Raw genomic sequence first — 20,234 nt, 5'->3', positions numbered from 1 at the left:
TATGAAGATACAACGCGTATTGCCAGCCCTGATCGCAGGGTTGATAGCGGGTTGCTCCTTGCTGCCACAACATGAACAGCGGGAGTCCTCCGATATCGCTTTTGCCAAGCGGATGGAGTTTGCCAACAAGGAGATGCAGGTGCGCCTGCAATACTCCGACTGGTTGCTGGCCAGCCATCCCCAGCAACGGGTCCAGGAGCGTCAGCGGCTCAAGGGGGCCGATGATCTGGAGAGCCGGGTCAGTCTGGCCATGGTGGACTCCCACCCGGCCGAGTCGGTGGCCAATCGCCGCGCCGGTCTGGCCAGACTCAAGCAGATGCTGCCCGAACTCGGTCTCGATACCCAGGCGTTTCTGCGCAGCTGGATTGCCCTCGGCGAGGCGGTATTGGAACGGGATAGCCGGCGTGACGACCAGAGCCAGGAGATCCAGCGGCTGCGCCGCCAGATAGAGCAGCTTTCCGCCATCGACGACCAGCTCAACCAGCGCAAGCTCAACGAACATCGCGAGGTCCTGCCATGAGCCGGATCCTGCTGGTGGATGACGACGTCAGCCTGCTCAAGCTGATGAGCATGCGCCTGCGCAGTCAGGGTTATGAGGTGGATACCGCCGACAGCGCGGAAGGAGCCCTCGACCGGTTGCGCCAGCAACGGGCTGACCTGGTGCTGAGCGATCTGCGGATGGCGGGCATGGACGGTCTGGCCCTGTTCGAGCGGATCCAGACCCAGTGGCTGGGGCTGCCGGTCATCATCATGACTGCCCACGGCACCATCCCGGATGCGATCCAGGCGACTCGCTCCGGGGTGTTCAGTTTTCTCACCAAGCCCGTCGACAAGGACGAGCTGTTTGCCACTATAGAGCATGCCCTGAGTCTGACTCGTCCCAAGCAGCAACAGGAGTGGCAATCGCTGATCCTGACCCGTAATCCCCAGCTGGAACAGGTGCTGATCCAGGCTCACAGCATGGCTACCATGGAGGTGCCTGTGCTGATCATGGGGCCGTCCGGTTCAGGCAAGGGGGTGATGGCCCAGGCGCTGCATCAGGCGAGCCACCGCAGTGACAAGCCGCTCTATACCATCAATTGCGCCGCCATCCCCTGGGCTTCGCTGGATCTGCAACTGTTCGGTGAAGACGGTCACTCCGGCCTGTTCGAGCAGGCCAGGGGAGCGACCCTGTTTCTCGACGAGATCGGCGGTTTGTCGGAGTCGCTGCAGGCCAAGTTGCTGCAGGTGATGGAAGAGTACGGTCAGGGCACTCCCGAGGTGCGGGTACTCAGCTCCAGCCATCAGGATCTGGTGAAGGCGATGGAGGAGGGGCGCTTTCGTGAGGATCTCTTCTACCGCCTCAACGTGGCCAACATCACGCTGCCGTCGCTCAGCGCCCGCAGTGAGGACATTCCCCTGCTGGCTCGCCAGGCGCTCGATGAGTATCGCAGCCGCCACGAAGAGTGCGCCGTCATGGGCTTTTCGCCGGAGGCGCTGGCCATGCTGGCCGCTGCCGCCTGGCCCGGCAACGTGCGCCAGCTCTGCAACGTGGTGGAACAACTCGCCAGCCTCTGCTGCAGCCCGGTGATCGGCGCCGCCATGGTGGAGTCGGCTCTGAGTAGCGGTGGGGGCGGCATTCCCTCGTTCAACGAGGCGCGTGCTGAGTTCGAGAAGGAGTATCTGATCCGCTTGCTGCGCACCACCGAGGGTAACGTGACCCTGGCGGCCAACATGGCGGGCCGAAATCGAACCGACTTCTACAAGCTATTGAACCGCCACGGTATCGAGGCGGCCAACTTCAAGTCGAAGGGATAACGGGGAAGAGACGGGAAAGCGGGCCTGGCAGCAGGCCCGTTTTTTTGATCCGGAAAGCCGGCTCGGATCGGGGGAAGGGCTCAGGCCGGATCGGCCACGCCGGCGTCGGTCTGGGTCTTGCGGGAGAGCCAGAGACCGCTTGCTTTCATCAGATAACCGAACAGGGCACCGATCACCAGGGAGGGCAGCACCAGCCGCCACTCACCTGCCGCGCCGAAGGTGGCACAGCAACCGGCAAAGGTGCCGGGAATATAGCCGAGCCACTGTTGCCTGGCCTGCACGCACATCAGGGTGGCCACCACGCCGGTCATCACATACCCCGCCACGCCGGCGCCCCACCAGGCTTCGCCATTGAGCAGCAAGAGCGCCCACAGCATGCCGCTGGCATTGCACAGCAGGGTCTGCAGCAGCGCCTTGTAGCCGCCGCTGGAGGCAAAGTAGCTGGTGCAGCCGAGGAAACCGACCCAGGAAAGCAGGCCGAACGCGACGGCAATCCAGCCCCAGAGGGCGGAGAGAATACCTGTGGTGATGGCGATGGCGATCAGTGGGCTCATGGCGCGATCCTGCTGTGGATTTCGAAGAAAAAGCAGCCTACGCCTGACTGGCGGGGCGGCAAGCGGGGGGCGAATTGTGTGTGATCTGCATCACTCTTTGCAACTCGGGAATACGCTTGCGCTCGCGAAAAAAATTCACTGGCGACCGGTCTGGCCCTGTTCCATAGTTAGGGGCCCTGTCCTGCTCATGGAGTGAGTCTGATGGTGCCAAATGTGCTCGTGCCCCTGCTGGTGTGCGTACTTCTGTTTCTGGTCGGAACCATGGCCAAGGCGCTGCCCCTGCACCCCCTCATGTAAATTTGTGTGAAATAAAAATCTGCCGGGGCGGGTCTTATCTGTATCGCCTCTATTCGCCCCGGGAGTTTTTCATGCTGATCAAACGCTCTTCTTCACATCACCTTACCGAACGGGATGTTACCCCGGAAGCCGTCTATCAGGATCGCCGCCTGATCCTCAAGGGATTGGGCCTGGGGGCCGCGACCCTGGCATTCCCGACCCGGGCGGGTGTGCTCGATCTGTTTGGTGCCGACAAGGCATCCCCTGCGCCTGCAACCAAGGCGCTCAACAGCCCGCAGGCCGCGAGACCGGCTGGCATGGTGCTGACGCCGGAAGAGAAAGCCATCAGTTACAACAACTTCTACGAGCTGGGAACAGACAAGGGGGATCCGGCCCGCAATGGTCACAGCCTCAAACCCGAGCCCTGGACTCTGAAGGTGGAGGGGGAGGTGGCCAAGCCCTTCACCCTGGATGTGTGGGATCTCATCAACAATACCGAGCTGGAGGAGCGCATCTACCGGCTGCGCTGTGTCGAGGCCTGGTCCATGGTGCTGCCCTGGAACGGCATCTCGCTGGCGGATCTCATCCGCCGGGCCGAGCCCACCAGTCGCGCCAAATTTGTGGCGTTCGAGACCCTGTTTGACCCGAAACAGCTGCCGGGTCAGGCCTCCCGCAGCCTGGGGGGCGGCATCGATTATCCCTATGTGGAGGGGCTGCGCATCGACGAGGCGATGCACCCGCTCTCCTTCCTGGCGATGGGGCTCTATGGCAAGACGCTCCCAGCCCAGAATGGGGCGCCGATCCGGCTGGTAGTACCGTGGAAGTACGGCTTCAAGAGCATCAAGAGCATCGTCTCCATCCGGTTGGTGGAGGAGATGCCTCCCACCACCTGGAACCTGTTGGCACCCAACGAATATGGCTTCTACGCCAACGTCAATCCACAGGTGGATCATCCGCGCTGGAGTCAGGCCAGCGAGCGTTTCATCGGTGAAGGGGGGCTGTTCGGTGCCAAGCGCCAGCCGACCCTGATGTTCAACGGCTATGCCGACGAGGTGGCCTCGCTCTATCAGGGCATGGATCTGCGCAAGTGGTATTGAGACAAGCTGGAGCTGACACCATGACATTGCGACTGACGGCGCGTCACATCACCTTGCTGCGGGCGCTGGTGCATCTGGGAGCGCTCGGCTTTTTGCTCTGGCTGGGGTTTGCCATTCCGGCCGGACGGTTGGGGGGCGATCCCGTCCCCGAGCTGATTCATTATCTCGGCAAGGGGGCGCTCAACCTGCTGCTGCTCACCCTGCTGGTGTCGCCGCTCGCCAAGCGCTGGCGTCAGGGGCAGCTCATCAAACTGCGCCGCCCCCTCGGTCTCTGGTCTTTGGCCTGGGCCTTGCTTCATTTCATGGCCTGGCTGGGGCTGGATCTGCAGTTCGACTGGGGCCTCATCGCAGGGGAACTGGTCAAGCGCAGCTACATAGTAGTGGGCCTGGTGGCGCTGCTGCTGCTGATTGCGCTTGGCATCACCTCGCTGCCGGCCTTGCAGCGCGCCATGGGGCCGGCCTGGCAGAAGCTGCACAACTGGGTCTATGCCATCGCCCTGCTGGTGCCGGTGCATTACTGGTGGTCGGTGAAGAGCGGCTGGCTGGAGCCCTTCATCTATCTGGCGCTGGCCTGTGCCTTGCTGCTGCCACGGCGGGACAGGTTGCTGCGCCCCTGGCGCGGACGCTGGAAAGCAAAAGAGGCCTAGTCGGCCTCTTTTTGTTTGATCTCGCCGGTGTAGGCATCGACGATGAGATGGACTTTCTCGTCCTGGCGATTGAGGGTGCGGACCTCGAACTTGTCGCCTTCCAGCTCCACTTCCCGGATGTCGTGATACCCTTGAGCCAGCAAGAGTTTGACCAGTCCGGCCATGTCGAGACGGTTGTCGAGCGCCCAGCCTGTGGCGCTGAAAAGGCAGAGGATTAGCAGGAAACTGCGCGGGATCATATTCATTCCGGATTCATGGCTGGCAGACTATAAACCCCATTATGTTAGTTTTTTGGAGATGAATCATCCATGAATAGAGCGCTCCCTCTGCTCGGGCTCTTGTTGCCGGTACTGGCGCAGGCGATCACGCCTGATGAGGCCCAGTTGCAACAAGCTGTCCGCGAGGGACGGGTTCGGCCCTTCCAGGAGATGATGGAGGTGGCAGCCAGATTGCCGGTACGGGTGCTGCGGGTGGATCTGGGGGAAGAGGATGGTGTCTGGCTCTATGAACTGCGAGTGATCGACCGGGAGAACAGCGTGCTCAAGGTGGCCTATCGGGCCGACAACCTGGAGATGGTGTGGGCCAAGGGCCACCACCTGGAGCGGCTGTTCGTGCCCAGAGCGGATCCGGTTGACGAAGAGTAATCCCTGTTTGGAAAGCTGCTGATGCGAATTCTGATAGTTGAAGACGAAAAGACCCTGGCGGGCCAGTTGGCGGAACAGCTGAGGCTGTCCGGTTTTGTCACCGATCTCTGCCACGATGGCAACGAGGCGGGCTTTCTCGGCGAGACCGAACCCTATGACGCCATCATTCTCGATCTGGGTCTGCCGGGACGCGATGGCCTGAGTGTGCTGAAAGAGTGGCGCAGCAAGGGGATCGACACGCCCGTGCTGGTGCTCACCGCCCGCGGCCAACTGCACGAGAAGATCGAAGGGCTCAATGCCGGCGCGGATGACTACCTCACCAAACCGTTCCAGGTGGCCGAGCTGGTGGCCCGGGTCCATGCCCTGGTGCGCCGGGCGGCGGGCAATGCCAGCTCGATCCTGGAGATCGGCGGGGTTCGCCTCGACATGGCGGCCTCCCAGGTGTGGTATGAGGGCACCCCCATCAAGCTCACCGCCCACGAGTTCCGGGTGCTGGGCTACCTGATGCAACACAGGGGCAAGGTGGTGTCGCGCAGCGAGCTTATCGATCACATCTATGCCCAGGATTTTGACCGCGATTCCAACACCGTTGAGGTGTTCATCGGCCGGATCCGCAAGAAGACCCATCCCGATTTGATTGAAACTGTGCGCGGCCTCGGATACCGGATCAACGAATGAGGCTGGTTAGAACCCTGCGGGGACGGCTGGTCGCCATCGCCCTGGTGTGGTGCGGCCTGTTCCTGTTTGCCACCGGCTTCAGCCTGCAGACTATGATGCGCAACTACTGGCAGGAGGCGGAAGCCGACGGCCTGCGTCTGCAGCTCTATGACCTGCTCTCCCGACTGGAGGTGGCGAAAAATGGCCTGCCGGTGGTGAGTGAGCCCTTGTCGGATCCCCGCTTTCGCCAGCCCTATTCCGGCCACTACTGGCAGCTGGAGCTGGAACATCACGTCATCGGCCGTTCCCGCTCCTTGTGGGACACCAATCTCAATACCCAGGGGCTGAAATCCGCCTTTGGCGACCCGGATCTGTTTCTCGGGCGGGGCCCCAACAAGGAGCCCCTCCTGATCATGACTCGCACCGTGCTGCTGCCGGGGTCGGACAAGGTGTTCACCCTGGTGATGGCGAAAGACAGCAGCGCCCTGACCCAGACCCTGAAGAAGACCCGGATCAGCCTGTTTCTCGGTCTCGGGTTTGCGGCCGCCGGTCTGGTGCTCGGCTTCATGTTCCAAATTGTCTACGGCCTGCGCCCTCTGCATCTGCTGCGCCGCGAATTGAGCCGGGTGCATCAGGGGCATCAGGAGGGGTTCCGGCTGCGCTATCCGCTGGAGATCCAGCCGCTGGTGGAGGACATCAACCGGCTGCTGCACCACTACAGCGAGTTGCTGCAGCGGGCCCGCTCCCACACCGGCAACCTGGCTCACGCCCTCAAGACGCCGCTGAGCATCATGCGCAATCAGGTAGTCCAGCTGCCGCCTGAAGATCAGGCCGCCATCGGCGAGCAGCTCGATCAGATCCAGCGTCACATCGACTATCACCTCGGCAAGGCACGGGTGACCGGGGCGGCCAAGATCCTGGGGGTCTCGACCCCGGTGCGGGCCAGGGTGGAGTACATCTGCCGCGCCTTCTCCCGCCTCTATCCGGGCAAGACGGTGGATTTGCAGGTACCCGCCAATCTGGCGGTCGGGGTGGAGGAGCAGGATTTTGACGAGATGGTGGGCAACCTGCTGGAAAACGCCTTCAAGTGGTCCGCCAGCCAGCTGCGCATCTCCAGCGCCGAACTGGGGGGCTGGATCACCCTGCGCATCGAGGATGATGGCCCCGGCATGAGCGAGGATCAGATCGCCAAGGCGGTGCTGCGCGGAGTGCGGCTCGACGAGAAGGTGCCGGGCTCGGGGCTTGGCCTCAACATCGTCTCCGATCTGGCGGAAGCCTATCGGGGCAGCTTCATTATGGGCCGCGCCGAGCTGGGCGGTCTGGCGGCCTCTCTCTCCCTGCCCAAGGTGGCAAGAGTAGAGAGCTAGGCATAAGATATGGCACTTGTTTCAGCCTGAGGAAGAGAACCATGACTGACGATCCGTGGGCACTATGTCATCTTGACGATTCATTCGATGCCTCTGTTCTGGGCACCAAGGGTGCCCAGATCCAGTGGTTTGAAGACAGGGACGGCCTGATCCAGTTCCTGCTGGAGGATTTTGTCGATCTGCTGGCCGATGTCGGCGAGCTGGACGAGGAGCAGACCGAACAGGCGCGCGAACGCTTCACCCTGCTGGTGGAACAGAGCTTCGACGATCGCATCCTGATGGACGCGATCAACGATCTCGCCTCCGGCCTGCGCCGCATCGCTTGGTTGGGGCCGCTCTCCGAGCTGGCGGAGATCAGCGACGAATTTGCCTCCGGCCTGCGCCGCTACTTCTGGAGCCAGTACGATGGCGACGAGGATGACCCGGATGCCTGGGTGCCGGAAGAGCTCTGGCCCCAGCTGGTGGAGTGCGCTCAGGAGTATATGGAGGAAGGGGACTTCTGATCCTGTCCCCGGCTTCTGTTGCAGCAGAGATAAAAACGGCGCCTGGATGGCGCCGTTTTTGTTGCACTTTGTCAGGTTCTGGCGTTGTCAGGCACCGGCCGGCACCGCGTGGGCGGTGTTGGGCAGCGCAGGGCCTGTGTACTTCTCGATCTGCAGCTGGGCCATGTGACCGCAGTTGCCCTGGGCCAGGCTGGAGGAGCCTTCATCGAAGGTGAGGCAGTTGACGTTGCCGTTCTTGCAGATGCTGCCCACGTCACCCGGCTTGGCCGGATCGAACCAGGCCCCTTCGCAGATCCGCACTACCCCCTGGCGAATATCCTCGGAGATGAGCGCCCCCACCAGGATCTGGCCGCGCTCGTTGAAGGCGCGTACCAGATCCCCCTGGGCGATGCCGCGAGCCTTGGCATCCGCCGGGTTGATCATGATGGCTTCGCGATCGGCGATGGCGAACTTGTCTCGCAGCGGAGTGTTGTCGAGCTGGGAGTGCAGCCGCTGGGTCGGGTGCGAGGTGTTGAGGGACAGGGGATAAGCGGTTGCCACCTCGCTCTTGATCCACTCCTTGGGCTCATACCACTTGGGATGACCGGCACAGTCGGCGTAATCCATGCCTGCCACCGTATTGGAGAAGATCTCGATCTTGCCTGACGGGGTACCGAGCGGGTTGAGCAGCGGGTTCTCGCGAAAATCGGCGTGGCGTACCCACTCGCGGCTCGCCTCGGGCACCGGGAAGCGCACATAGTTGTTGGATTCCCAAAACATGTTGAACGGTGGCAGCGCCACCCGGGCACCGCGCGCCTGGGCCGCCATGCCGTCGTACATCTGCTTGAGCCACAGCATCTCGTCCTTGCCTTCGGTGTACTGATCCTGCACACCCAGCTTGGCCGCGATGGCGCTGAAGATGTCGAAGTCGTTGCGGGCTTCAAACTGGGGCGGCACGCACTGGTGCATCGGGAAGACGTAGCGCTGGGAGTAGTCCCCGCCCATCTCCAGATCGTTGCGCTCATAGCTGGTGGTCACCGGCAGGACGATGTCGGCCTGCTTGGCGGTGGCGGTCCAGTAGGGCTCGTGGACGATCACGGTCTGCGGCTTGCGCCAGGCCTGGATCAGGTTGTTGGTGTCCTGATGATGATGGAAGGGGTTGCCGCCCGCCACATAGACCAGCTTGATGTCCGGATAGGTGACCTTGCGACCGTTGAAGTCGATGGTCTTGCCCGGATTGGCGAGGCAGTCGGCGATGCGGGCCACCGGGATCGGCGCCGGACTGTTCTTCGGTGCGTTGCCGGCTGAGATCCCCGCCAGGATGCCGCCCTTGGCGGTGGGGCTGCCGCCGGAGGAGTAGTGGTAGCTGAAGCCAAAGCCACCGCCCGGCAGGCCGATCTGGCCCAGCATGGCGGCCAGGGTGACCAGCATCCAGTTGGGCTGTTCACCGTGCTGCTGACGCTGCATGCCCCAGCCCGCCATGATCATGGTGCGTTTGCCGGCCATGTCGAGGGCCAGCTGGCGAATGACCTTGGCGTCGACGCCACATACAGTGCTCGCCCATTCGGCGCTCTTCGGCTGACCGTCGTCCTTGCCGAGCAGGTAGGCGAGGAACTTGTCGAACCCGACGGTGTAGCGGTCGAGGAAGGCCTGATCGTGTTTCTTCTCGCTATACAGGGTGTGGGCGACCCCCAGCATCATGGCCACGTCTGTGTAGGCGTTCGGGGCGATCCACTCGGCATTCAGCTGCTTGGCGGTCTCGTTGTAGATGGGGTCGATGCTGATGACGCGGGTGCCCTTCTCCTTGAGCGCCTTGAAGCCGGCCTGACCCTCGTGATCTGGCATGTTCCAGCTGTTCTTCAGGGTGACCTGGGCGTTGACCCCCCACAGTACCACCAGCTCGGCGTTTTCCACCACGTTGGGCCAGGCAGTCTGCTGCTCGTACACCTCGATGGAGCCCATCACGTGGGACATGATCACCTGAGCGGCACCGGTGGAGTAGTCACCGGCATAACCGGTAAAGCCGCCGGCCAGGTTCATCAGACGGTGCAGCAAGGTACGGCTGTTGTGGAACATGCCGACGCTCTTCCAGCCGTAGGAACCGGCGTGGATGGCCTGCGGGCCAAAGTCGCTCTGCACCCGTTTGATTTCGCTGGCGACCAGCTCGATGGCCTTCTCCCAGCTCACCCGCACCCATTCGTCGGCACCGCGCAGCTCGGTCTTGGCCCCCGGGCCGTGTTCCAGCCAGCTCTTGCGTACCATGGGGTACTTGATGCGGTTCTTGGCGTGAACCTGGAACGGCGCCATGTCGATGAGATCGTTCGGGGCCGGATCATCGGCCACCGGCTGGACACGCACCATGCGCCCCTCTTCGACGATGGCCTCGAAGGCCCCCCAGTGGGCGCCGGTGAGGATGCCCTTCTGGGCCGGCACCAGAGTCGGGAACTGGCTCAGCGCCGTGCTGATGGCCTGGGCCAGGGCGCTTTTCGGGAACAGGCCGCCGAGCAGGGGCAGGGCGGCGCAGGCACCCAGACCCTTGAGCAGATTGCGGCGGGACAGATTGGTTTTCTTGTCGTTGTAAAAAGTCATAACGGTTTTCCTCTGTGCCAGCCTTAGTGGGCCGCGCTCATGTCACTGGCGTGTTTCTGGACATACTGGGTCAGCATGCGCGACTGTTCGGGGGTCAGGGAGGTGCGAGATTCCATCCCCTTGATGACGCCGATCCACTGGTTGGCATTGAAGTGATCCAGTGCGGTGAGGCCGTGACAGCCGGTACAGTTGTTGGACATCAGGGTGGAGGCGTATTGCCACAGCTTGCCCTGATCGCCGATGAGCTGGCTCTGGTCAACCCAGGCGGTCAGGCTGACCTGATGCCAGGTGAGGTTGGTGGCGCTGTCGGTTTCGCTCTTGCCGGTGACCAGCTCCTTTTTGGCGGCGTCGCCGACCAGGGCGCTCAAGATCCGTTTACCGGGGGCGGCGTAGAACACTTCGCTCACGCCATCCTGCTGCCAGCCGTCGATGCGCACCTGGGCGCGGCCGTTCTCGTTGGCCAGCACTTCAACCTGGGTGGAGGGCATCAGGGTACCTTCGTCGGTCTTGGCGTTGGCGTCGAGGAACAGCGGGGTAGTGGCGATGGCGTAGCGGGTGGTGACGCTGGCCGGGGTCTGGGCGGCAGCCTGGGCCAGTTCGCTGGCGCCGGCGGCGGCCAGGCCGCTCATGTCGGGCATGATGTGGGCGACGCCGCGGTGGCAGTCGATGCAGGTCTGGCCATCCTTGATGGCGACCGGGTGCTCGGCGCGGGCGTTGGGGCGCTGGGCCAGGATGTCCATCGCCTCATAACTGTGGCAACTGCGGCAGGTGGCCGAGTCGTTGGCCTTGAGCTCGTCCCATACCGACTGCGCCATGCGTAGCTTGTGGGCCTCGTATTTTTCCGGGGTGTCCAGGGTGCCGATCGCTTCGTGGTAGATATCCTTCACGGCGCGGATCTTGGTCCACAGATAGGAGGTGGGATCCCCCGGAATGTGGCAGTCGGCGCACTCGGCGCGGATCCCCTTGGTGTTCTGGAAGTGAACGCTGCCCTGGTACTCGGCAAGCGGGGTCTGCATCGAGTGGCAGGAGACGCAGAATTCGGTGGAGCTGGTCTTGTGCAGCACAGTCACTGTCACCCCCAGTGCCGCGACGCCCAGCAGGGCTCCGAGCAGCAGGAGCCAGAACCAGGTTTTTCGGGTCAGTTTTCCAATCATGACGACATTGTCCTACAGTTATTTTGTACCAATATAGTAGTACCTCCATGGTAGTGGTATCGGTGGTTGTAAGACGTTGACCTTTGTCATGCTTTATATTTTTTGAATGGCGTCACACTTCGTGATTAATTTATTTTTTGGAGTTATTGCTGAATTAAATTCACCACTTGGATCGCTGCCTGTTTTCTGACCCTTTCCTTTGCAGCTGTTAGCCTCCTCGCAAAACCCTCCCGGATTCATTGATATAGTCATGAGTGAGCCCCCATGGAGCGTCGCTGATGAGCCCCTTCTCCCTGTTGTGTGTTGCCGCCGATGTACAGATGCTGGCCGAGTTCGAGCAGGAGCTGGCCCCGTTGCTGAGTCACTTCAATCTGGTGGTGGTGGCCGGACAGCAGTCCGCTGAACAGGCGCTGGACGAGCTGGAAGGCAAGGGGCAACTGCCCGCCGTGGTGGTGTGCGACAGCGATCTGGGGGATGGCCGGGGGGCCGACTTCCTCATCCACCTTGGCGATCGCCACGATGCGTGCCGCAAGATCCTGCTGGGCAGCCAGCCGGAGATGAAATCCATCATAGAGGCGGTCAACCTGGGCCGGCTCGACTACTACCTGCAGCTCCCCTGGCGCGATGGCAGTCTCCGCCGGGCGGTGATCGAACAGGCCAGCCATTTCGTGCTGCAGCACCCCGAGGTGGATCTGCTTAGCTATGCCGCCGTGCTCGACAACCAGAAGCTGCTGCGAGCTCACGTCGATCGCAAGATGGCCGAGTACCGCCAGGGCTTCATGGATTACACCCATTGCAGTGATGAAGAGCTCTCCCGGGTGGTGATCGAGGGGCTCTACCAGTTCTTCGAAGGGGATGACGAGGCCAAGGTCTGTCTCCACTACAGTCCGGGCCATGTGCTGACCCGGGAAGGGGAGCCGAATCGCTTTCTCTGGTTCATCGCCAAGGGGGAGGTGGTACTGCGCAAGCGCGATGAGCAGGGGATCGAGCAGGAGGTGGTGCACTATCGTACCGGCTCCCTGGTGGGGGGCATGTCCTTCGTCACCGGCGAACCCGCTTTCACCACGGCGGTGACCCTGACCGGGGCCGAGGTGATCAAGCTCGACAAGCTGCAGTTTTCCCGCGTCATGCAGGCCCGAAGCGAACTGCTTCCCTCCTTTACCAGCCTGTTGCTGCGCCACTTCAACCGCCGTCTGCAGAACAGCATTCGCACCGAGATCCGCTTGCAGCAGACCCTCAACTCCCTCGATGCGGCCTATGCCCAGCTGGTGGAGAGCGAGAAGATGGCTGTGCTGGGGCAGCTGGTGGCCGGCGTAGCCCATGAGCTCAACAATCCGGTGGCGGCCATCATCCGCGGCAGCGAAACCCTGCGGGCCGCCATCCCCGATCTGGTCAACCTCGAGCTGCCCGCCGCCATCAAAGGTCTGGGCAACCAGACCCTCTGCCAGGCCCTGACGGCCCAACCGGTCTCGACCAGCGAGATCCGCGACAAGACCCGCCAGGCGGAGGGGCGTTTCGGTGATCGCCAGCAGGCGCGGCTGGCGGTGCAGATGCATCTGGATGACGAGCTGAGCTGGCAACGCTGGTTTGCCGGCCGCACTGGCGCACAGCGGGAGGCCCTGCTGGCGCAGCTGGAGCTGTTCCAGCAGACCGGCAGCTTCCTGCGCAACATAGAGGTGTGTGCCCGCCGCATCGGCGATCTGGTCAAGAGTCTCAAACAGTATGCCCGCCAGGACGGGGATGAGCCCTCGCTGGTGGACTTGCACGAGGGGCTGGAAGACACCTTGATGATCTTCGAAAACCGCCTCAAGCAGCACGAGCTGTGCAAGGAGTACCAGCCGCTGCCGCCGGTGCGCTGCCATCCCATCGCCCTGCAGCAGGTGTGGACCAACCTCATCGGCAACAGCCTGGATGCCATGAGCGGCCCTGGCCGGCTCACCATCCGCACTGCCCTGCTGGATCCCGAGTGGGTCATGGTGGAGGTGGAGGACACGGGCTGCGGCATTCCTCCCGAACTGCGGGAGCGGATCTTCGATCTCAACTTCACCACCAAGCGAGAGGGCCACTTTGGCCTCGGCATCGGTCTGAGCGTGGCGTTGCAGATAGTGCAGCAGCACCACGGCCGGATCGAGGTGGCCTCCGAACCTGGCCGCTACACCCGGATGCGGGTCTGTCTGCCGCTGGATGGCAGAGGGCATGCCAGCCATGGGGGAGAAAATCATCACAAGGAACACGCGGCCTGATGCGGCCGCCGACATCAACCGGCGGGGCCGTCGCGAGATGCCGCCAAGGAGGAAAAACAATGAAAAACTACCTGATCCTGTGTGTGGATGACGAGCGGGAAGTGCTGGAGGCGGTGATCCACGATCTCGCCCCCTTCCGTACCCACTTCGAGCTGGAAGCCGCCGAGAGTGTCGACGAGGCGCGCGCCGTGGTGGATGAGTGGGAGAGCGAGGGGGGCAAACTGGCCCTGATCCTCTGCGACCACATCATGCCGGGGACTCTCGGCATCGACTTTCTCATCGAGCTGAACCAGCGCGCCAGTACCCGGGCCAGCCGCAAGCTGCTGCTGACCGGTCAGGCGGGGCTGGAGGCGACCGTCGAGGCGGTCAATCGCGGCGGCCTGCACTACTATCTGGCCAAGCCGTGGAAGCTGGAGACGCTGCAAGAGGCGGTGCGGGAGCAACTCACCGATTATCTGCTGGCGGAGGATGGCGACAACGCCTTCCATTACGCCTCCCTGCTCAACCAGGCCAGGCTGTTTGCCGCCATTCACGACCATCCGTTCGACGAATAGCGGCGGTTGGGCTTTGCCGCACTGGACTGTATACTGTCTGCATATACAGTATTGCAGGTAGCCACAGATGCGACTCTTTATCGCCGAGAAGCCCACCCTCGGCCGCGCCATAGCCGATGCACTGCCCAAGCCCCACAAGAAAGGGGAGGGTTTCATCGAGACCGCCCAGGGGGATGTGGTCACCTGGTGTATCGGCCATCTGCTGGAGCAGGCCGAGCCCGACGCCTATGACGCTGCCTTCAAGCAGTGGCGAATGGAACACCTCCCCATAGTGCCGGATCAGTGGCAACTGGTGGCCAAGCCCAAGACCAGGACCCAGCTCACCGTCATCAAACGCCTCATCAAGCAGGCCGACTGTGTGGTCAACGCCGGTGACCCGGACCGGGAGGGGCAGCTGCTGGTGGACGAGGTGATCGATTTTCTCGGCTACCCCAAAACCAAACCGGTGCAGCGCTGCCTCATCAGCGACCTCAACCCGCCGGCGGTGCGCCGCGCCCTCGACAAGCTCAGGGACAACAAGGAGTTCGTGCCGCTGGCGGTGTCGGCCCTGGCCCGTAGCCGGGCCGACTGGCTCTATGGCATCAACATGACCCGCGCCTACACCCTGCTGGGGCGCAAGGCGGGCTGCAGCGAGCTGCTCTCGGTAGGGCGGGTACAGACTCCGCTGTTGGGGCTGGTGGTGCGCCGGGATCTCGAGATAGAGGCCTTCGTCCCCAAGCCCTTCTACGAAGTGCTGGCCCATCTGGTGACTGATGGCAACGAGCGTTTCACCGCCAAGTGGTTGCCCTCTGAAGCCTGCCTGCCGTGGCAGGATGAGGAGGGGCGGGTGCTCAGCCGGGCGCTGGCCGACAAGGTGGTGAGCCGGATCCACGGCCAGCCGGCGCAGGTGGAGTCGGTGGAAGAGCAGGCTCGCAAGCAGGCGGCGCCGCTGCCCTACAACCTCTCCAGCCTGCAGATCGATGCCGCCAAGCGCTTCGGCATGGATGCCAAACGGGTGCTGGACGTGTGCCAGAGCCTATATGAACGCCACAAGCTCATCACCTACCCCAGATCCGACAGCCGACATCTGCCAAGCGATCACTTCAGCCGGGCCCCCCAGGTGCGGGAGGCCATCGCCAGCACGGCGCCCGCTCTGGCCAAGGCGATGAGCGAGGCGGACGGCAAGATCCGCAGCAAGGCGTGGAATGACAGCAAGGTGGATGCCCACCACGCTATCATCCCCACCGAGAAGCATGGCAACGAGGGAAGCCTGAGCGGTGATGAAGCCAGGCTGTATGGTCTTATCGCTCGCCAGTATCTGCTGCAGTTCTATCCGCCGTTCGAGTACAACGACAGCAAGGTGCTGCTGCGCATTGCCGGCGGGCAGTTTCAGGCCAAGGCGCGTCGCATCCTCAAGGCGGGCTGGAAGGCGTTGCTCGGGGTGGAGGAAGATGATGATGAAGAGAAAGCAGGCACTCTGCCCGCCCTGAAGGAGGGAGAGCAACTGCTATGCGAGCGGGGTGAGCTGCTGGAGAAGATGACCCAGCCGCCCAAGTCGTTTACCGATGCCACCCTGCTGGCCGCCATGACGGGGATTGCCCGTTATGTGCAGGATCCCGAGATCCGCAAGACCCTGCGGGAAACTGATGGTCTTGGCACCGAGGCGACCCGGGCCGGCATTATCGACCTGCTGTTCAAGCGCCGCTTCCTGGTGCGTCAGGGCAAGGCCATCAAGGCAACCCCCACGGGACGGGCGCTGATCCAGGCCTTGCCGACCAGCGCCACTACCCCGGACATGACGGCGTTATGGGAGCAGAGTCTCGGCCGGATTGCCGAGCGCCACGGAAGCTACCAACAGTTCATGGGACCGCTGACCGAACAGTTGCACGGGCTGGTGGAGGGGGCCAGGCAGGATTCGGGTGCCGGTTTCAGCGCCCTGCCCAGGGAGGCGCCCGGCGCAGCCAAGCGGCGTTTCACTCGGCGCAAGGGGGCGGCCAGCACGACCGGTGGATCCCGACCACGCAAAACGACCAGCAAGCGCCAAACCAGGGCGGCATGACGAAAAAAGGCGCCCGTCCTGGGCGCCAAAGGCATTGTTGTCAGGCTGCCCGGGCGGGCAAGCTGGCGCGGATCCTGTGCTGGTAGTGCAGAACCACACCGAGGAACACCAGATCCTTGAAGATGAAGAACTCGGTGACCGGCACGCCGTCGACCACCTTCCAGACCCCTGCCAGGGTCAGTAGGAAGCTCAGGGTAACCAGGAAGGTGACGATAGCCCCCATGCTGCTCCAGTAACCGATGCGGGGTTGCCACAGACCCACGACCAGCCCGATGGCGATCACTATCTCGGCCAGCCCGATCAGGTTCGATACGCCCTGTTCCGACAGGGGGCCATAGAGCCAGCTCATCAAGGGGTGGCTGGCTACCAGTGGCTTGATGGCGGCTGCCTCGGTCGGGGTGAACTTGAACACGCCGATCCAGAGCAGGGTCAACACCACGCCCGCCAGGGCGATCAGAAAGCCTTTGTCATGTTGCTGCATGGGGGAGCCTCGCTTAAGGGGTCAGGGTGACGGGCGGGAAGTCGATATCGGTCGCCGCCAGATGGTTGCCATAGTTGGTCAGGGTATTGACCACCACCTGTCCGAGCACCTCCAGCAGCAGCTCGTCGTCCACACCGGCGGCGCGGGCGCTCGCCAACTGCTCGTCACTGATGACACCACGCTGGCTGACCAGCGCCGTAGCCAGCTGCAGCAGGGCGTGATCGAGGGGATCCGCCGCCTGGCCGAGACGGGCTGCGCGGATCTCCTGGGTTGAGAATCCGGCCTTGCCCGCCAGCAGGGTGTGGGCAGACAAGCAGTATTGGCAGGCGTTGGCCTGGCCGATGGCCAGTGCCAGCAGTTCTCGTTGAGGGGCGGTGAGGCGTCCCTTGCCGAGGGCATCGGCAAAAGCCAGGAAGCCGTTGAGCAGGGCTGGCGAGTGGGCCAGGGTGGCGTAGAGGTTGGGCACCATGCCCAGAGTGCGTTGCAGGGTGGCCAGGGTCGGGGCGGCAGCCGGTTGCGGCTGGGATACGGGTTGGATACGGCTCATGATGTACTCCTGTGTGTTGGTGAAGGTACGGGAGACAGTGTGCCGTTGTTCGTGATACTGTTTATCACCAATTGTCTTTAAATAGATACTATTCGTCTCAAATATGGATCCGCTCTCCACCCTGTTGGCCCATGCCACCCCCGAAGCCAGGCTCTTCTTCGCCGGCAACCTGTGCCAGCACTCCCCCAGCGACGATTACCCGGGCGGCGGACATCTCCATCTGCTGCGCAGCGGTGCCCTGACGCTGCGTGAAGAGGGGGGCGCCAGCCTGCAGCTCGAGGAGCCGACCCTGATCCTGTTTCCCCGGGGGCGCCGGCACAGGCTTGAGCCCAGAAAGCTGGGAGGCTGCGATCTGGTGTGTGCCAACGTGGCGTTCGGGCAGGGGGGCGCATCGCCGCTGCAGCAGGCGTTGCCAGACTCACTGGTGTTGCCACTGCGAGCGCTGCCTGCCCTGACGCCGGTGCTGGATCAGCTGTTTGACGAGGCCTTTCACCCCCGCTATGGGCAGGAGCCGGTGCTCTCCCGCCTGCTGGAGGTGCTGTTGATCCTGCTGCTCCGTCATCTGGTCGAGCGGGGGGAGTGCCAGCAGGGGATGCTGGCGGGTCTGTCCGATCCCCAGCTGGCGAGGGCTATTTCGGCGATGCATCAGCGCGGAGATGAACCCTGGACCGTGGCCACGCTGGCTCGGGAGGCCGGCATGTCGCGAGCCCGTTTTGCCGCACGGTTTCAGGAGCGGGTCGGTCAGGCGCCGCTCGGTTATCTGACCCGTTGGCGCATGGCGCGTGCTTGCCAGCAGTTGCTGGCGGGGGAATCCATGGTGCAGGTGGCGCTGGGGGCGGGGTACAGCGGCAGTGTCGCCTTCGGCCGGGCGTTCGAGCGGGAGCTGGGGATGAGTCCGGGGCGCTGGCTCAAGGCACAGCAGGAGCGTGCAGAATAGAAACGGGGCAGCCAGTGGCGGCCCCGTTCTCATGGTCGATCAACCCGTGTAGACACCCTCTTCCGGGTAGCGGATGCGAGTCTCGACCGGGCGAGCCAGCATGAAGGCCAGGGTGAGGGGGCCAAGACGGCCACAGATCATCACCAGCACCAGGATGAGTTTGCCCGGCTCGCTCAGGGAGCTGGTGATACCTGTGGAGAGGCCGACGGTGGCAAAGGCCGAGATGGTCTCGAACATGATTTTGTCAAACGGCAGATCCTCGGTGATCATCAAGAGGAACATGGCCAGCATCAGCCCCATGACGCTGACCATGATGATGGCCAGCGAGCGGGTCACTATCTGGGGCGACAGGGTGCGACCAAAGGCAGTGACGTGGGGGCGCTTGGTCAGGAAGGCCTTGGTGGCGAGCAGGACCACCGCAAAGGTGGTGACCTTGATACCGCCCCCCGTGGAGGTGGCGCCGGCCCCGATGAACATAAGCATCATCATGAACAGCAGGGAGGCGGGCACCATCTGGCCGATGTCGATGGAGTTGAACCCCGCCGTCCGGGCGCTGGCCGACTGGAAGAAAGCCGCCAGCAACTGGCTGCCCAGGCTGGCTTCACCAAGAGTGCCCGGGTTGTTGTGCTCAAGCAGCCAGAACATCAGGGTACCGATCAGCAGCAGGGCAGGCGTCATCACCAGCATCAGCTTGCTGTGGAGCTTGAGCCTGCGCCAGCGGCGGTTGCGCACCAGATCGACGATGACGGTAAAGCCAAGCCCCCCCAGGATCAGCAGGCCGGCGATGGTGAGGCTGATGAGAGGGTCATCTCTATAGTCCATGAGATTGTTGGCAAACAACGAGAAGCCGGCGTTGTTGAAGGCCGATACCGCATGGAAGAAGCTGACGTAGAGGCCGTGGACCCAGCCCATCTCGGGCACCCAGCGAATGGCCATGATGGCGGTGCCGATCAGCTGGGCGATGAAGGCGAACAGCACGATGCGCTTGACCAGCTGGACTATGTTGACCGACCCCTCCTGGCCCAATGCCTCCTTGGCCAGCACCTGCTGGCGCAGGCCGACCCGCTTGCTGAACATGGCGATCAGCAGCAGGGTCATGGTCATCTGGCCCAGACCGCCAATCTCCATCAGGATGAGCAGGAAGATCTGCCCCTGCAGGGTGAAGGCGGTACCTGTATCCACGACCCCGAGGCCGGTTACGCTGATGGCCGAGGTAGCGGTAAACAGGGCGTTGATGAAGGTGACCTCGCCCTTGTGGCTGGAGGGCTGCACCAGAAATATGGTGCCGACCAGCAGGATGATCAGAAAGCTGCCGAGGATCAGCCGGGCTTCGCTCCAGCGGGACTCATCCTTCTGATACAGGGCGAAGGTGTAATTGCTGCGCCAGTTGATCATAGGGTTTCGAGCCAGTGATCGATGGCGTGCTTGTTGCCAGCCAGGATCAGGATATCTCCCAGCTGCAGCTCCATCTTGCCGGTCAGCACGTTGTGCAGGGTTTCGCCGCGCTTGATGGCGAGCAGCTGGAAGTCGCTCTGTTGCAACAGGTGGAAGTCGCTGAGGGCCTTGCCGTTTAGCTGCAGACCGATGACGAACTCGGTCAGCACCATGTCATGGCCCAGTTCCAGATAGTCGAACAGGCGGTTGTCGAGCATGCTCTGGGCGACCCGGCGACCCATGTCCCACTCAGGGTTGATCACCTTGTCGGCCCCCACCTTCTGCAGGATCTTGGCGTGAAATTTGTCGCGCGCCTTGACCCACACCTTCTTCACGCCGGCTTCTTTGAGCACTAGGGTGGTGAGGATGCTGGTCTCCAGATTGTCACCGATGGCGACGAAGACGATGTCGAAGTTGGCCAGCCCCAGCTCGGCCACTGTGGCCTCGTCGGTGGCATCGGCAACGATGACATGGTTGCACAGGGTGGCGATCTGGCGGGTTCTGCTCTCGTCGATGTCGATAGCCAGTACCTCGGCATCCTGTCGTTGCAGCTCTTCGCACAGGGCGCTACCAAACAGGCCCAGGCCGATGACGGCAAACTGGTTGTTCATGAGTGGTTCCTCAACAGTTGGATCTGTCTACTCTAAACCACTGTTATTCGGCCGGAAAGAGCCCAGGTTTTTCGTCATCGACCAACTTGAGGTAGACTGCGCCTTCGCACCAAGCCGGGACAGAC

20 protein-coding genes are annotated in these 20,234 nt (G+C 62.8%); 12 read left to right on the top strand and 8 right to left on the bottom strand.

Features of this window, described 5'->3' with window-relative positions; translation table 11 throughout:
• Position 1 precedes the first annotated feature (1 nt).
• Together ACB028_RS14975 and ACB028_RS14970 are read left to right on the top strand one after the other, a co-directional pair.
• Entirely contained in the window at positions 2 to 520 is a 519-nt protein-coding gene (locus ACB028_RS14975; protein ID WP_026456990.1) for a hypothetical protein, read from the top strand.
• A complete protein-coding gene (locus tag ACB028_RS14970) occupies positions 517 to 1,797 on the top strand; it encodes a sigma 54-interacting transcriptional regulator (protein ID WP_026456989.1) in 1,281 nt (426 codons plus the stop codon). Before ACB028_RS14975 ends, ACB028_RS14970 begins: the two co-directional genes overlap by 4 nt.
• A gap of 80 nt (positions 1,798 to 1,877) precedes the next feature.
• On the opposite strand, the gene ACB028_RS14965 is transcribed toward ACB028_RS14970, so the two are convergent.
• Positions 1,878 to 2,351 (bottom strand): DUF1097 domain-containing protein, encoded by a 474-nt coding sequence (locus ACB028_RS14965; protein WP_042072502.1) that lies wholly within the window; start codon positions 2,349 to 2,351, stop codon positions 1,878 to 1,880.
• Positions 2,352 to 2,719: 368 nt separating this feature from the next.
• Between ACB028_RS14965 and msrP the strand changes: the two genes are divergently transcribed.
• Positions 2,720 to 3,724 carry a protein-methionine-sulfoxide reductase catalytic subunit MsrP gene (msrP, locus tag ACB028_RS14960; RefSeq protein ID WP_061476777.1) on the top strand — a complete coding sequence of 335 codons (1,005 nt, stop codon included), beginning with the start codon at positions 2,720 to 2,722 and terminating at the stop codon, positions 3,722 to 3,724.
• Positions 3,725 to 3,744: 20 nt separating this feature from the next.
• Positions 3,745 to 4,371: a protein-methionine-sulfoxide reductase heme-binding subunit MsrQ gene (gene msrQ / locus ACB028_RS14955; RefSeq protein WP_061476774.1), complete on the top strand. Its 627-nt coding sequence runs from the start codon at positions 3,745 to 3,747 to the stop codon at positions 4,369 to 4,371.
• Here the strand turns inward: msrQ and ACB028_RS14950 are convergent.
• Entirely contained in the window at positions 4,368 to 4,616 is a 249-nt protein-coding gene (locus tag ACB028_RS14950; RefSeq protein WP_042025202.1) for a PepSY domain-containing protein, read from the bottom strand. The genes msrQ and ACB028_RS14950 overlap by 4 nt on opposite strands.
• A 63-nt stretch (positions 4,617 to 4,679) precedes the next feature.
• Between ACB028_RS14950 and ACB028_RS14945 the strand changes: the two genes are divergently transcribed.
• Genes ACB028_RS14945 through ACB028_RS14930 form a run of 4 tightly spaced genes read left to right on the top strand, consistent with a single transcriptional unit; the run spans position 4,680 to position 7,542 of the window.
• Positions 4,680 to 5,015, top strand: a complete 336-nt coding sequence (locus tag ACB028_RS14945) for a PepSY domain-containing protein (RefSeq protein WP_026458645.1) — start codon at positions 4,680 to 4,682, stop codon at positions 5,013 to 5,015.
• Positions 5,016 to 5,036: 21 nt separating this feature from the next.
• On the top strand, positions 5,037 to 5,693 hold the full coding sequence (locus ACB028_RS14940; RefSeq protein ID WP_042025200.1) for a response regulator transcription factor: 657 nt from the start codon (positions 5,037 to 5,039) through the stop codon (positions 5,691 to 5,693).
• The gene (locus ACB028_RS14935; RefSeq protein WP_371144617.1) at positions 5,690 to 7,039 is read left to right on the top strand and encodes a sensor histidine kinase; all 1,350 of its coding nucleotides are present in this window, start codon (positions 5,690 to 5,692) and stop codon (positions 7,037 to 7,039) included. Before ACB028_RS14940 ends, ACB028_RS14935 begins: the two co-directional genes overlap by 4 nt.
• Before the next feature lie 41 nt (positions 7,040 to 7,080).
• Entirely contained in the window at positions 7,081 to 7,542 is a 462-nt protein-coding gene (locus tag ACB028_RS14930; protein WP_371144616.1) for a hypothetical protein, read from the top strand.
• An 87-nt stretch (positions 7,543 to 7,629) separates the two neighbouring features.
• On the opposite strand, the gene torA is transcribed toward ACB028_RS14930, so the two are convergent.
• Both torA and ACB028_RS14920 read right to left on the bottom strand, forming a co-directional pair.
• The gene (gene torA, locus ACB028_RS14925) at positions 7,630 to 10,110 is read right to left on the bottom strand and encodes a trimethylamine-N-oxide reductase TorA (protein ID WP_371144615.1); all 2,481 of its coding nucleotides are present in this window, start codon (positions 10,108 to 10,110) and stop codon (positions 7,630 to 7,632) included.
• A gap of 23 nt (positions 10,111 to 10,133) precedes the next feature.
• On the bottom strand, positions 10,134 to 11,264 hold the full coding sequence (locus ACB028_RS14920; protein WP_026457288.1) for a NapC/NirT family cytochrome c: 1,131 nt from the start codon (positions 11,262 to 11,264) through the stop codon (positions 10,134 to 10,136).
• Positions 11,265 to 11,542: 278 nt separating this feature from the next.
• Here ACB028_RS14920 and ACB028_RS14915 point away from each other — a divergent pair, with 278 nt between their 5' ends.
• The 3 genes from ACB028_RS14915 to ACB028_RS14905 all read left to right on the top strand — a co-directional run bounded on the left by ACB028_RS14915 (position 11,543) and on the right by ACB028_RS14905 (position 16,099).
• Positions 11,543 to 13,507 carry an ATP-binding protein gene (locus ACB028_RS14915; RefSeq protein WP_042072496.1) on the top strand — a complete coding sequence of 655 codons (1,965 nt, stop codon included), beginning with the start codon at positions 11,543 to 11,545 and terminating at the stop codon, positions 13,505 to 13,507.
• A 59-nt stretch (positions 13,508 to 13,566) separates the two neighbouring features.
• Positions 13,567 to 14,061, top strand: coding sequence for a response regulator (locus ACB028_RS14910; protein ID WP_201942202.1), 495 nt, complete (start codon positions 13,567 to 13,569; stop codon positions 14,059 to 14,061).
• 67 nt (positions 14,062 to 14,128) lie between these two features.
• Positions 14,129 to 16,099, top strand: coding sequence for a DNA topoisomerase III (locus tag ACB028_RS14905; protein WP_371144614.1), 1,971 nt, complete (start codon positions 14,129 to 14,131; stop codon positions 16,097 to 16,099).
• Positions 16,100 to 16,139: 40 nt separating this feature from the next.
• On the opposite strand, the gene ACB028_RS14900 is transcribed toward ACB028_RS14905, so the two are convergent.
• Together ACB028_RS14900 and ACB028_RS14895 are read right to left on the bottom strand one after the other, a co-directional pair.
• On the bottom strand, positions 16,140 to 16,580 hold the full coding sequence (locus ACB028_RS14900) for a DUF417 family protein (RefSeq protein ID WP_371144613.1): 441 nt from the start codon (positions 16,578 to 16,580) through the stop codon (positions 16,140 to 16,142).
• Between the two features lie 13 nt (positions 16,581 to 16,593).
• A complete protein-coding gene (locus ACB028_RS14895; RefSeq protein ID WP_371144612.1) occupies positions 16,594 to 17,127 on the bottom strand; it encodes a carboxymuconolactone decarboxylase family protein in 534 nt (177 codons plus the stop codon).
• A 103-nt stretch (positions 17,128 to 17,230) separates the two neighbouring features.
• On the opposite strand from ACB028_RS14895, the gene ACB028_RS14890 reads away from it, so the two are divergent.
• The gene (locus ACB028_RS14890) at positions 17,231 to 18,064 is read left to right on the top strand and encodes a cupin domain-containing protein (RefSeq protein ID WP_371144611.1); all 834 of its coding nucleotides are present in this window, start codon (positions 17,231 to 17,233) and stop codon (positions 18,062 to 18,064) included.
• A 39-nt stretch (positions 18,065 to 18,103) separates the two neighbouring features.
• Here the strand turns inward: ACB028_RS14890 and ACB028_RS14885 are convergent, their stop codons facing one another.
• Positions 18,104 to 19,459, bottom strand: a complete 1,356-nt coding sequence (locus tag ACB028_RS14885) for a TrkH family potassium uptake protein (RefSeq protein ID WP_061476763.1) — start codon at positions 19,457 to 19,459, stop codon at positions 18,104 to 18,106.
• Positions 19,456 to 20,109 carry a TrkA family potassium uptake protein gene (locus ACB028_RS14880; protein ID WP_026457411.1) on the bottom strand — a complete coding sequence of 218 codons (654 nt, stop codon included), beginning with the start codon at positions 20,107 to 20,109 and terminating at the stop codon, positions 19,456 to 19,458. The genes ACB028_RS14885 and ACB028_RS14880 overlap by 4 nt, the downstream gene beginning before the upstream one ends.
• Positions 20,110 to 20,234 lie beyond the last annotated feature (125 nt).

Origin of the sequence: Aeromonas sp. S9(2024) (assembly GCF_041403185.1) — a bacterium.
GTDB lineage: Bacteria > Pseudomonadota > Gammaproteobacteria > Enterobacterales > Aeromonadaceae > Aeromonas > Aeromonas enteropelogenes.
Note: the sequence above shows the minus strand (reverse complement) of the source record. Positions and strands in the feature narration are given on the sequence as shown.